Source organism: Mycobacterium sp. E802, from assembly GCF_001666875.1.
In the GTDB taxonomy this organism is placed as follows: domain Bacteria; phylum Actinomycetota; class Actinomycetes; order Mycobacteriales; family Mycobacteriaceae; genus Mycobacterium.
Map to the genome: position 1 here is coordinate 16,519 of NZ_LZJD01000185.1, position 13,817 is coordinate 30,335.

General features: G+C 67.2%; 5 protein-coding genes. All 5 read left to right on the top strand.

Annotation, left to right across the window (positions count from 1 at the left end; translation table 11 throughout):
• The first annotated feature begins 72 nt into the window (after nucleotides 1–72).
• The 5 genes from mutA to pks2 all read left to right on the top strand — a co-directional run bounded on the left by mutA (nucleotide 73) and on the right by pks2 (nucleotide 13,797).
• Nucleotides 73–1,932: a methylmalonyl-CoA mutase small subunit gene (mutA, locus tag A5699_RS26780; RefSeq protein WP_197508407.1), complete on the top strand. Its 1,860-nt coding sequence runs from the start codon at nucleotides 73–75 to the stop codon at nucleotides 1,930–1,932.
• Between the two features lies 1 nt (nucleotide 1,933).
• The gene (scpA, locus tag A5699_RS26785; RefSeq protein WP_067776471.1) at nucleotides 1,934–4,195 is read left to right on the top strand and encodes a methylmalonyl-CoA mutase; all 2,262 of its coding nucleotides are present in this window, start codon (nucleotides 1,934–1,936) and stop codon (nucleotides 4,193–4,195) included.
• Between the two features lie 2 nt (nucleotides 4,196–4,197).
• Complete coding sequence (gene meaB / locus A5699_RS26790) at nucleotides 4,198–5,181, top strand: methylmalonyl Co-A mutase-associated GTPase MeaB (RefSeq protein ID WP_067776473.1); 984 nt, start codon at nucleotides 4,198–4,200, stop codon at nucleotides 5,179–5,181.
• 111 nt (nucleotides 5,182–5,292) lie between these two features.
• Entirely contained in the window at nucleotides 5,293–6,558 is a 1,266-nt protein-coding gene (locus A5699_RS26795) for a serine hydrolase domain-containing protein (RefSeq protein ID WP_067776476.1), read from the top strand.
• 960 nt (nucleotides 6,559–7,518) lie between these two features.
• Nucleotides 7,519–13,797, top strand: a complete 6,279-nt coding sequence (gene pks2 / locus A5699_RS26800) for a type I polyketide synthase (protein ID WP_067776479.1) — start codon at nucleotides 7,519–7,521, stop codon at nucleotides 13,795–13,797.
• Nucleotides 13,798–13,817 lie beyond the last annotated feature (20 nt).

The window sequence follows — 13,817 nt, forward strand, 5'->3', positions numbered from 1 at the left end:
GCGGTCAGGGCCGTGATGGCGATCATTTAGCCTGATGGCCAGTGGGTAGGTCACACGCTGCGATAACAGGAGATGCGGGTGTCATTACAGGGGACTAGTGCGGTCGAAGCGGACCGCCAGAAATGGCGGACGGCGGTCGCCGGCGTGCTGGCCAAGAGCAGCCGGCGTGACGCGGCGGATCTGCCGGCCGAACCGGAACGCCTGCTGGATTCGCAGACGTACGAGGGCTTCCCGATTCGGCCGCTGTACACCAGCCTGGACGCCCGGCCCGAGACCGCGCTTCCCGGGCAGTGGCCCTTTGTGCGTGGCGGTGACGCCCTTCGCGACGTGAAGTCCGGCTGGAAGGTCGTCGAAAGTTTCCCGGCCGTTGCCGGTTCGGCCGTGGGCACCGTCAACGGCGCGGTGCTGGTGGCCCTGACCGAGGGAGCCAGCGCGCTGGCGGTCCGAGTCGGTGGCGAGGACGGTATCGACCTGGCCGAGCTGGACCGTCTGCTCGACGGTGTGTTCCTCGATCTGGTGCCGGTCATCTTCGAAGGCGTTGTCGACCTGGCCGGCACCGCTGACGCGGTGCTGCCCCTGCTGGCGAACCTTGACGACGATCAGCGTTCGCGCCTGTCGATCGACCTGGGCGTCGACCCGTTGACCGCGCCGCTTTCGGGCCGGCCGGCCACCACTGAGTCGCATCTGGGTGCCACGGTCGCCAAGCTCATCGGGCACGGCGGCGGGGTACGGGCGATCACCGTCGACGGTCCGGCCTTCCACAACCTCGGCGCCAGCGCCGCCTGGGAGCTCGCAGGATCGGTCGCCGCAGCCGTCGCCTACCTCCGCATCTTCAGCGATCACGGGGTCGCCACACCGGATGCGTTGCGCCAGATCAGCTTCCGCTACGCCGCCGATGACGACCAGTTCATGACGATCGCCAAACTGCGGGTGGCACGCCAGTTGTGGGCCCGCGTCGCCGAAGTGGTCGGCGCCCCGGACGCGGGAGCCGCCCGGATTCATGCCGTCACCTCGCTGCCGATGATGACCCAGCGCGATCCGTGGGTGAACATGCTGCGTACCACGCTGGCCGCCTTCTCAGCGGGTGTCGGGGGAGCGGACACCGTCCAGGTGCACCCGTTCGACGCGGCGATCCCCGGCGGACTTCCAGGTACCTCCACGAGTTTCGCGCGGCGCATCGCCCGCAATACGCAACTGCTGCTGCTCGAGGAGTCACACATCGGACAGGTGCTCGACCCGTCCGGCGGATCGTGGTTCGTCGAGGACCTGACCGCTGCGCTCGCCGAACAGGCCTGGGCGCATTTCCAGGACATCGAGGCACGCGGCGGTTTCGTCGCCGCCCGCGACTACATCGCGACTCAGATTGCCGAGGTCGCCGCACGACGGAGCGACGACATCGCGCACCGTCGCACCGCGATCACCGGGGTCAACGAATTCCCCAACCTCGACGAAAAGCCGCTCCCGCAGGCCGATTCGGCATCGTCGATCGCTCGGTACGCCGCCGGATTCGAGTCGCTGCGGGACCGCTCGGATGCCTTCCTGGCATCCAACGGATCCCGGCCCAAGGTTCTGCTGCTGCCGCTGGGACCGCTGGCCGAGCACAACATCCGCACCACCTTCGCCGCGAACCTGTTGGCTTCCGGCGGCATCGAGGCGGTCAATCCCGGACCCCTGGATGCGGCCACGATCGCCGCGGCGGTCGCCGATGCCGGCGCGCCCACGGTGGCGGTGCTGTGCGGTGCCGACACCCGCTACGGGGCCGAGGCCTCCGATGCGGTGGCCGCCGCCCGCGCGGCCGGTGTCCGGCAGGTGCTGCTGGCCGGCCCGGAAAAGGCTGTGGCCGAAGCCGATTCGAAACCCGACGGATATCTGACCGCCAAGATCGACGCGGTCGAAGCACTGTCGAACCTGCTCACCGGACTGGGGGCCTGACATGACTGCCACAACAGGATCAGAGATCCGTAGTTTCGCCGACGTACCGCTCAAGGGTGACGCGCAGGCGCAGCCGGCCACCCCGGACGCCGTCGAGCAGCACGTCGCCGCAGCAGCCGCCGCACACGGGTACGCCCCGGAACAACTGACGTGGGCCACGCCCGAGGGCATCGACGTCAAGCCGGTGTACATCGCAGCTGACCGAGACGCGGCGGCCGAGGCGGGCTATCCGCTCGACACCTTCCCCGGGGCACCGCCGTTCGTGCGCGGGCCGTACCCGACCATGTACGTCAACCAGCCGTGGACCATCCGCCAGTACGCCGGATTCTCCACCGCCGCGGAATCCAATGCGTTCTACCGGCGCAACCTGGCCGCCGGCCAGAAGGGCCTTTCGGTGGCTTTTGATCTGGCCACCCACCGCGGCTACGACTCAGACCATCCGCGCGTACAGGGTGACGTCGGAATGGCCGGTGTGGCCATCGATTCGATCCTCGACATGCGCCAGCTGTTCGACGGGATCGACCTGTCGTCGGTCAGTGTGTCGATGACGATGAACGGCGCGGTGCTGCCGATCCTGGCGCTCTACGTCGTCGCGGCCGAGGAGCAGGGGGTGCCGCCGGAGAAGCTGGCCGGGACCATCCAGAACGACATCCTCAAAGAGTTCATGGTCCGCAACACCTACATCTACCCGCCCAAGCCGTCGATGCGGATCATCTCGGACATCTTCGCCTACACCAGCGCCAAGATGCCGAAGTTCAACTCGATCTCGATCTCGGGCTACCACATCCAAGAGGCCGGTGCCACAGCGGATCTGGAGCTGGCTTACACGCTGGCCGACGGTGTCGAGTACATCAAGGCCGGCCTCGACGCCGGGCTGGACATCGACAAGTTCGCGCCGCGGTTGAGCTTCTTCTGGGGCATCGGCATGAACTTCTTCATGGAGGTGGCCAAGCTGCGGGCCGGGCGCCTGCTATGGAGCGAGCTGGTGGCCCAGTTCGACCCCAAGAGCGAGAAGTCGTTGTCGTTGCGCACGCACTCGCAGACCTCGGGCTGGTCGCTGACCGCGCAGGACGTGTTCAACAACGTCGCGCGCACGTGCATCGAGGCCATGGCCGCCACCCAGGGCCACACCCAGTCGCTGCACACCAACGCGCTCGACGAGGCGCTGGCGCTGCCCACCGATTTCTCCGCGCGCATTGCCCGCAACACCCAGCTGCTGCTGCAGCAGGAGTCCGGTACCACCCGGCCGATCGACCCGTGGGGCGGTTCGTACTACGTCGAGTGGCTCACGCATCAGTTGGCCGACAAGGCGCGGGCTCACATCCACGAGGTCAACGAGCACGGCGGCATGGCCCAGGCCATCAGCGACGGCATCCCCAAGCTGCGCATCGAAGAGGCCGCTGCTCGCACCCAGGCTCGGATCGACTCCGGCGCCCAGCCGCTGATCGGCGTCAACAAGTACCAGGTGGAAGAGGACCAGGAGATCGAGGTCCTCAAGGTCGAGAACAGTCGCGTGCGGGCCGAGCAGCTGGCCAAGTTGCAGCAGCTGCGGGCCGACCGTGACGAGTCGGCGACGCAGGCCGCACTGGCCGAGTTGAGCCGCGCCGCCGAGGCGACCGGGGCCGCGGGCGACGACGGTCTGGGCAACAACCTGCTGGCGCTGGCCATCAACGCCGCCCGGGCCAAGGCCACCCTCGGTGAGATCTCCGACGCCCTGGAGAAGGTATACGGACGCCATCAGGCCGAGATCCGTACGATTTCGGGCGTCTACCGCGATGAGATTGGAGCCGGGAACATCACTCCGCTTTCCAAGGCGACCGAGCTCGTGGGCAAGTTCGCCGAGGCCGACGGCCGCCGGCCCCGCATCCTGGTGGCCAAGATGGGCCAGGACGGGCACGACCGCGGGCAGAAGGTGATCGCCACCGCGTTCGCCGACATCGGTTTCGACGTCGACGTGGGCTCGCTGTTCTCCACGCCGGAGGAGGTGGCCCGGCAGGCCGCCGACAACGACGTGCATGTGGTGGGGGTGTCGTCACTGGCCGCCGGACATCTCACTCTGGTGCCCGCGCTGCGGGACGCGCTGGCCGAGGTGGGCCGTCCCGACATCATGATCGTCGTCGGTGGCGTGATCCCGCCCGGGGACTTCGATGAGCTGTATGAGGCGGGGGCCAACGCGATCTTCCCGCCGGGCACCGTGATCGCCGATGCCGCGGTCGGCTTGTTGCAGAAGTTGGCCCAGCGGCTCGGTTACCAGCTGAGCTAGCCGTGGCGCTCTCAGTTACCGAGCTCGCGGCCGCGATCCGGGGCGGTGACCGCGCTGCCCTGGCCCGGGCCATCACCATGGTCGAGTCCACCCGGGCCGACCATCGTGATCAGGCTCAGCAGTTGCTGCTGGAACTGATGCCCGACGCCGGCAAAGCCCAACACATCGGTATCACCGGCGTGCCGGGGGTCGGTAAGTCGACGACGATCGAAGCGCTCGGCATGTTCCTGATCGAGGCCGGTCACCGGGTGGCGGTGCTGGCCGTGGACCCCTCGTCGACCCGCACCGGCGGTTCGATCCTGGGTGACAAGACCCGGATGGCCCGCCTGGCAGTGCATCCCGACGCCTACATCCGGCCGTCACCGACCTCTGGAACGCTCGGTGGGGTGGCCAAGGCCACCCGCGAGACCATCGTGTTGCTGGAGGCAGCGGGTTACGACGTCATCCTGGTCGAGACGGTCGGGGTGGGCCAGTCTGAGGTGACGGTGTCGCACATGGTGGACACCTTCGTCTTTCTCACCCTTGCGCGTACCGGCGATCAGTTGCAGGGCATCAAGAAGGGTGTGCTCGAGCTGGCCGACGTCATCGTCGTGAACAAGGCGGACGGAGAGCACGCGATCGAGGCCAAGCAGGCCGCACGTGAGCTGACCGGCGCCATCCGGCTGATCTATCCGCGTGAAACACTCTGGCGGCCACCGGTTCTCACGATGAGCGCGATCGAGGGCCAGGGGCTGTCCGAGCTCTGGGAGACGGTGAACAAGCACCGCGAGGTGCTCACCGAGGCGGGCGAGTTCGAGGCTCGCCGCCGTGCTCAGCAGGTGGACTGGACCTGGTCGATGGTGCGCGACGCGGTGCTGGATCGGGTGCTGTCGCATCCAGGGGTACGCGGTATCCGTGCCGAGGTGGAACACCGGGTGCGTGAGGGCGAACTCACCCCGGCACTGGCGGCCCAGGAGATTCTCGACGCGGCCGAGGCGAAACGATGAGGGATGCGGTGCTGGCGGCCAAGCACCGCACGTGACCTGCCGCCGCGATGCTTGGCTAACAGGTAGGTAACACTTGAATAATTTGCTGTGACTCCAGGTAAATTCGACTGTGTGACCGATCACAATCCGGCGCGCGACGCGGCGCTCCCACACGGCGTCCAAGGTGCTGCGGACCGAAACTTTTCCTGCACGGTGCGCGGCTTCTCGAAACTGTTCCCGGGCCGCAAGTACGGGGGCGGCGCGCTGGCGATCTACCTGGATGGCGTGCCACTTGTCGACGTCTGGACCGGGTACTCCGATCGTGCAGGCACCCAACATTGGACTGCCGACACCGGCGCGATGGTGTTCTCGGCGACCAAGGGGATGGCCTCGACGGTCATCCATCGCCTCGTCGACCGCGGCCTGATCGAGTACGACAGCCCGGTGTGCGCGTACTGGCCTGAGTTCGGGGTCAACGGTAAATCCGAGGTCACGGTTCGGCAGGTGATGGCGCATGAAGCCGGACTGTCGCAGCTGAACGGTGTGAGCAAAGCTGATCTGCTGGACCATCGTGCGATGGAGGCCCGGGTGGCCGCCGCTTCCGTGAATTCGCTGCTGTTCGGGAAGTCCGCCTATCACGCGCTGACCTACGGCTGGCTGCTGTCGGGCCTGGCCCGCGCCGTGACCGGGCAGGGCATGCGTGAACTTTTCCGCATCGAGTTGGCCGAACCGCTGGGAACCGACGGCTTGCATCTGGGACGTCCGCCCGCTGATGCCCCCACCCGGGCAGCCCAGATCCTGGGGCCGCAAGGGAAATGGCCCAACCACCTCTTCGACTTCGTGGCACCGCGGGTCGCGGCCTTGAAATTCTCCGGCGTATTCGGATCGATGTACTTCCCCGGGGTGATGTCGCTGGTCCAGGGTGAAACCCCGTTCCTGGATTCGGAAGCACCTGCTGTCAACGGCGTCGCCACCGCACGTGGGCTGGGCAGAATGTACGGCGCGATCGCCAACCGCGGCCGGCTGCTCGGCACGGAATACCTATCGGAGCGCACCGTCGCAGGTCTGACCGGTCCGCCCGGGTTACGGCCGGACCGGAACCTGGGCGTCCCACTCGGCTTCTACCTCGGTTACCACTCCGTGCCCTTCGGGGTGATGCCGGGGTTCGGCCACGTCGGGCTGGGCGGATCGGTGGGCTGGGCGGACCCGTCCAGCGGATTGGCGATCGGCTTCGTCCACAACCGGCTGTTGACGCCGATGGTTCTGGACATGGCCACCTTCGTCGGGCTCAACGCCCTGATCCGCAAGGACGTCGCTCGAGCCCGGCAACGCGGGTTCGAGGCGGTGCCGGAACTCGGTGCTGCGCCATACGAGGTGTCCAAGCCCGTCGCCGGGTGACCCTATTTCGCCCTGAGCCGACCTGACGTGCGATGTCAGGTCGGCTTTTTGTTGTCCCGGCAGCCCCGGCGAGCGGAACGGCTGTGTACCTGCAAGTGTCAGTGACATGCATCACATCGCGTCCCGGTCGCGGGAAAACCTTCCCGTCTGTGGAGCGCATGCGTGTCGTTAACCGGGGCGCCTTTGCTTCGGGGTGGGGCCTGTGCGGGCACTCACGGCAGATGGCCAACGTGAGCTGGATCTCGAACTGACACCCGTCGTTGTCGAACTCGGTTTCGCGCCCCGCGGCACGGTTGCGACTGCCGGGCAGGGGTTCATGATCGACGCTGGTCACTTACGTTGCATTGTCAACGTCAACCATTAGCTGATGCGGTCGCCTGGGTACGTATTCGTACCGGTTGGAGCGGCCAATCGGAGCGGAACATAAATTCGGTTCTAAAGACGAATACGCGTTTGCGTGCCATTGGCTGGCTAACTGCTTCGTATACCTTGCTGAATTAGCCGCACCGTCCGAGATGGTCATCGTTTTCAAGCTATGGACAACCTGTGAAATTGCGTCCGGTGAAGTGGCGCTACCGCTTTTCTGGTTAGCGGACTGCGCTCGATTAGTTCGGTCACGCCTTGAGCTGTCGTCCCAAAGACGTTGTTGCGCAACATAACTAGGCGGGAAAGGCGGCCTGAGACGGTTTTGGTCGGTTGCTTGCCCTGACATTGGCAGCCTCTGCCAAATTTCCGAAAACGCGCGACACAGCGAACGCGAGCAGTTTTTGGGAACGGTTGTTTCCAACATGAAGGATGGTTCACGCGTTACGCTACGGCGCGCCATTGGCAACGACCCGAGTCGGACGCGGGGGATTCGGTTACGGTCCGCCGATGGTGACGTAGGGCCCATTCTTTTCCGCAGTCCTAGTACGTTGATCGAACTTTGCTCGTCGATGACATCGAGAGAGGTTGAGCCGCTTGGCCGAGACGCCCGTCACCCCGATTGCCGTGATCGGCATGGCATGCCGGCTCCCCGGCGGGATCGACTCACCGGACGGGTTCTGGCAGGCCCTTCTGCGCCGCGACGACCTGGTCACGAAGGTTCCGTCCGATCGCTGGGACGCCGACGAGTACTACGACCCGGAGCCTGGCGTACCAGGGCGATCGGTGTCCAAGTGGGGTGGATTCCTCGACGATGTGGCCGGCTTCGACGCAGATTTCTTCGGCTACGGCGAGCGCGAGGCCCCGTCCATCGACCCTCAGCACCGACTGCTTCTCGAAACGTCGTGGGAAGCTCTCGAACACGCGGGGTTGGCCCCGGCCGACATCGCGGAGTCGCTGACCGGCGTGTTCCTCGGAATGACCCACAACGACTATCAGATGGTCGCTGCCGAGGCGGATGCGCTCGACGGCGCATATGGCTTCGCCGGAACCAATTTCAGCCTGGCGTCAGGCCGGGTCGCCTACGCACTCGGCGCACACGGACCTGCGCTGACGGTTGATTCGGCCTGCTCGTCGGGCCTGCTCGCCATTCACCTGGCGTGCCGCAGCCTGCACGAATCGGAAAGTGACCTGGCGCTGGCCGGCGGCGCTTCCCTCCTGCTGGATCCCAAGAAGATGGTGGCCGGCTCGGCCCAGGGCATGCTGTCGCCCACGGGGCGGTGCCGCGCGTTCGACGTCGGCGCCGACGGGTTCGTCTCAGGCGAAGGCGTGGCAATGGTGCTGTTGAAACGCCTGGCCGATGCCGAGCGCGACGGTGATCGGGTGCTCGCGGTGATACGCGGGACCGCAGCCAACCAAGACGGTCACACGATCAACATCGCAACCCCGTCCGAGGCAGCGCAGAGCGCCGTCTATCGGGCGGCGCTGTCGGCCGGCGGGGTCGATCCCGCCACGGTCGGCATGATCGAAGCGCACGGAACGGGCACGCCGGTCGGCGATCCCATCGAGTTCGCGAGTCTGGCCGCGGTGTACGGCACCGGCGGACCCTGCGCGCTGGGATCGGTCAAGACCAACATCGGCCACGCCCAGTCCGCATCCGGTGCGATCGGCCTGATCAAGGCGGTGCTCGCGCTGCAGCACGGCGCCGTTCCGGCCAATCTGCATTTCACCGAGCTGCCCGAGCCGATGGCCCGGCTCAAGAGCTCACTGATCGTGCCGACCGAACTGATGGCATGGCCGCTCGAGGCGATCCATCCGCGTCGCGCGGCGGTGTCCTCCTACGGGTTGTCGGGCACCAACGTGCATGCCGTGCTCGAGCAGGCGCCCGACGCCGCAGCGGATTCCTCCGCCGCAACGCGGGGCGGATCGGAGCCGATGATCTTCGCGGTGTCGTCGACGTCGCCCGACGAACTGCGACGCACTGCCGGCCGGTTGGCCAACTGGCTGGCTCACGAGGCCGGTGATCAGCCGCTGCCGGATCTGGCGTACACCCTCGCCAGGCGTCGGGCCCACCGGCCGTTCCGCGCCACGGTGACGGCGGCGAGCGCCGAGGAACTCGGGGCAGCCCTGCGAGAGGTCGCCGAGGGGGACGCCGTCTACGAGGCAGCGGTCGGTACCGGGGACCGTGGCCCGGTCTGGTTGTTCTCGGGCCAAGGCTCACAGTGGGCCGGGATGGGCGCGCAGTTGCTGGCCACCGAGCCGGCTTTTGCCGCGGCCATCGCCGAGCTGGAACCCCTCATCCAGGCAGAGTCGAACTTCTCTGTGACAGAGGCGATTTCACAATCGGTGCCGGTCGAGGGCATCGACCGGGTCCAGCCCACGATCTTCGCGATGCAGGTGGCGCTCGCCGCGGCGATGAAGGCCAGGGGAGTGCAGCCCGGGGCGGTGATCGGCCACTCGATGGGTGAGGCGGCGGCCGCTGTGGTGGCCGGTGCGTTGTCCCTGCAGGATGGGGTGCGGGTGATCTGCCGGCGGTCGGCTCTCATGACACGCCTCTCGGGCTCCGGTGCCATGGCATCGGTGGAACTGCCTGCGCAGCACGTGTTGTCCGAACTTGCCGCACGGGGCATCACCGACGTGGTGATCTCGGTGATCGCCTCACCTCGGTCGACCGTGGTCGGCGGCACCACCGAGCGCATCCGGGAACTCATCGCCGACTGGGAACAGCGCGACATCATGGCCCGCGAGGTGGCCGTCGATGTGGCGTCGCACTCGCCGCAGGTCGACCCCATCCTCGACGAACTCGCCGAGGTGCTCACCGACCTGACCCCGCTGACCCCGGCGGTTCCGTACTACTCGTCGACCTCGTATGACCCGCGGGACGAGCCGTACCTCGACGCCGACTACTGGGTCGACAACCTGCGCCATGCCGTGCGGTTCTCCGCGGCGGTGCAGGCTGCCCTCGAAGACGGCTATCGGGTGTTCGGCGAGCTGGCCCCGCACCCACTGCTGGTGCACCCGGCCGAGCAGGTGGCCCGCAGTTTGGACATCAACATCGCCGCCCTGGCGAGCATGCGACGCGAAACGCAGCTGCGGAAGGGTCTGTTGGGCTTTGTCGGTGACCTGCACAATGCCGGTGCGGCAGTCGATTTCGCGACGCTCTACCCGGCCGGCAGCCTCGTCGACGCACCGCTTCCCACCTGGACCCGGCTGCCCCTGACGGTCAGCCGAGACTCGCGCGAACCTCATTCCGGCGGGGGACATCTGCTGAGCGTTCATCCGCTGCTCGGCGCACACGTCGTTCTGCCGGAGGATCCTGAGCGGCACATCTGGCAGGCCGATGTCGGTGTCGGAGCCCAGCCCTGGCTGGCCGACCATCAGGTCCACAACGTGCCCGCGCTGCCCGGCGCCGCGTATTGCGAAATGGCGTTGGCCGCCGGGCGCTCGTTGCTCGGCGACGCCTGCGAGGTGCGTGACATCACCTTCGACCAGATGCTGCTGCTCGACGAGCAGACCCCGGTCTCAGCCGAGGCGACGGGGAATGGTGACGGCGCGGTGCAATTCGTGGTCGAGACCGCGAAGAAGGGTGAGAGCATCCGGCGTGCCACGGCGGTGATCGTCGAGACCGACCCGTCCGATGTTGTGGACCGCCATGACCTGACCGCTCTCAAGTCGGCCCATCCCCGCCGCATCGAGGGAGATGGACTGCGAAAGTGGTTCGCCCATAGAGGTATTCAGTACGGTCCGGCGTTCTCCGGGCTGGCGGCGGCCTACACCGCCGAGGACGTTGTCGGCAGCGTCCTGGCCGAGGTCGCCCTGCCGAGCGCGATCCGTTCCCAGCAGGGCGCCTACCAGATCCATCCGGCTCTGCTCGACGTGTGTTTCCAATCCGTGGCGGCGTACGCCGAAGGGGCGGAACCCGGTGGGTTGCTGTTGCCACTCGGCGTGAAGAGCCTGCGTGCATCCGGTTCAACGCGCGCGGCGCACTACTGCCTGCTGCGGGTCACCGCCGCCGACGCGATCGGGGTGGAGGCTGATCTCGACCTGCTCGATGAGGACGGGACGGTCCTGCTGGCCGTCCGAGGGCTGCGCCTGGGCAGCGGGATGTCCGAGAGTGGTCAGCGGGAACACATCTTCAACGAGCGCCTGCTGGCCGTCGAATGGCATGAGCAGGAAGTGCCCGAGATGCGGGAGTCCGCAGCGGGTCGGTGGTTGTTGATCACCCCTGACGCGAATGATTTGCTCACCGTCGAATTGGCCGACGCGCTGAGCGTCGACGCAGGCGAGGTGTCGACGGTGGTGTGGTCCGGCATCGGAATCGGTTCCTCCGATGCCGAGTTCCTGCGTGATCAGCTGGAAGCCGACACGTACAGCGACGTCGTCGTGTTGCCTGCGGCGGCGACCTCCGTTGCGGGAGACCGGGAATCGGCGTCGGGCGGCCTGGAGGTCGTGCAGCGTGCCGTGCGTATCGTGCAGGAACTTGGCGACCTCGAGGACTTGGTGCCCCGGCTGCATCTCATCACCCGCGACGCGCAGTCGGTGCTCCCAGGGGATCCGATCAACCTCGACCAGGTCGGGCTGCGCGGACTGGTCCGCGTCATCGGCAACGAACAACCGGGGTTACACGCCACCCAAATCGACATCGATGCGCGCACCGCGGCCAAGGACATCGCCCGGCAACTGCTCGCCGGCAGTCCCGAGGACGAGACGGCCTGGCGTGACGGCACCTGGTACACCGCGCGTCTCGGTGCGAGTCCGCTTGATGCCGGCGACCGCGTCACCACCACCGTCGACATGGCCAGTGACGCTGTGCGTGTGGGGGTTCGGACGCCCGGTGACTTCCGATCGGTGGAGCTCACGGCCGTCGACCGGACCGCGCCCGACGCAGGTTGTGTCGAGGTCAGGGTCAGTGCGTCGAGCCTGAACTTCGTCGACGTCCTGGCGGCCTCGGGCCGCCACCCGATGCCGGCAGAGCAATCCACAACGCTGGGCCGCGATTTCGCCGGCGTCATCACAGCCGTCGGACCGGATGTCACCGATCACCAGGTCGGCGACCGGGTTGCCGGTGTGGCGGCCGGTTGCTGGGGCACCTTCGTCACCTGCCGTTCCGAACTCGCGGTCGGACTGCCCGATCACCTGTCGACCGATGTGGCCGCGGCGGTGCCCACTTCGCACGTGACCGCCTGGTATGCGCTGCATGACCTGGCGCGGGTCTGCGCACACGACAAGGTGCTGATCCACTCCGCCACTGGCGGTCTCGGCATGGCGGCCATCGCAATCGCGCGTGAGTGCGGTGCTCAGGTGTTCGCCACAGCCGGCAGCCCCGAGCGTCGGCAGCGGTTGCGTGACATGGGAATCCAGCACGTCTACGACTCCCGCTCGCTGAGCTTTGTCGACGAGATTCGCCGCGATACCGACGGATACGGTGTCGACATCGTGCTCAACTCGTCGACCGGTCCGGTGCAGCGGGCCGGGCTGGAACTGCTCGCCTTCGGCGGTCGGTTCATCGAGACCGGCGTGGGTGAGCCTCGCGGCGACGCAACCCTCACCCCGGCGATGATCCGGCAAGGCGTCTCCTTCCACGCGGTCGATGTGTCGACGTTGAGCCAACGGCGTCCCGACATCATTCGCCGCGTGCTGGATACCGTGTTCGCCAAGATCGGGGATGGCACGCTGCCCGTGCCCGAGGTCAGCTGCTACCCGCTGAACGAATGGCCGGCGGCGATCGAACTGATGAGCACGGCGGGGCACACCGGCAAGCTCGTGCTGGAGGTGCCCGCCTCGGGCACGGCAACGGCCGTGGTGCCGCCCGAGAACGCTCCGGCCTTCCGCGCCGACGGCGCCTACGTCATCACCGGTGGCCTCGGTGGGCTCGGTCTTTTCCTTGCCGACACAATGGCATCTGCGGGCTGTGGCCGGATCGTGCTCAACGCCAGGTCGCAACCTTCTGCGGAGGCAGCCGAGGAGCTCGACCGGATGCGGAACCTCGGCACCGAGGTGGAGCTGGTCACCGGCGACATCGCCGATCCGGCCACCGCCGCGGCGCTGGTTTCGGCCGCGACCGCGACCGGGCTGGCCCTGCGAGGCGTGTTGCATGCCGCAGCCGTGGTCGAGGATGCCACCCTGGCCAACATCACCGACGACCTGCTGGCCCGGGATTGGACGCCAAAGGCGTTGGGGGCGTGGAACCTGCACGAGGCGACGAGGACGGAATCGCTGGACTGGTTCTGCTGCTTCTCCTCCGCTGCGGCACTGGTCGGTTCACCCGGACAGGGCGCGTATGCGGCGGCGAACAGTTGGCTCGACGGATTCACCGCGTGGCGGCGGGCCCACGGCCTGCCGTCCAACGCGATCGCCTGGGGCCCCTGGGCCCAGATCGGCAAAGGCGCCGGATTCGCCGAAATGTCGGAATCGGCAATCGCACCCGATGAAGGTGCACACGCCTTCGAGACGATGCTGCGGCATGACCGCGGATACGCCGGCTACACGCCGATCGCCGGGGTGTCGTGGCTCGCCGACTTCGCCAAGCGCGTCCCGTTCGCGGAATCGTTCCGTCCGGCCGGCGACGGCGACTCCGATGCCGGCGGGTTCCTGAGTGAACTGTCGGCCAGCCCACGGGACGAATGGCCCTCGCGGCTGCGTCGTCTGGTCTCGGATCAGATCAGCGTGTTGCTGCGTCGGTCGATCGACCCGGACCGTCCGCTGGCCGAGTACGGCATCGACTCGCTGGGCAACCTCGAGATACGGACCAGGATCGAAACCGAGACCGGCGTCCGGATCAGTCCGGCGGACATCACGACGGTTCGCGGTCTCGCCGACAAGCTGTGCGAGAAGTTGATCGCCAATGCCGACACGGAGCTGACACCGACGGCGTGAAGCCGAAATCGGTTGAGTGT

Excerpts from the sequence above, each read along its gene's own strand:
- scpA (WP_067776471.1), top strand. The coding sequence starts at position 1,934 with ATGACTGCCACAACAGGATCAGAGATCCGTAGTTTCGCCGACGTACCG.
- mutA (WP_197508407.1), top strand. The coding sequence starts at position 73 with ATGCGGGTGTCATTACAGGGGACTAGTGCGGTCGAAGCGGACCGCCAG.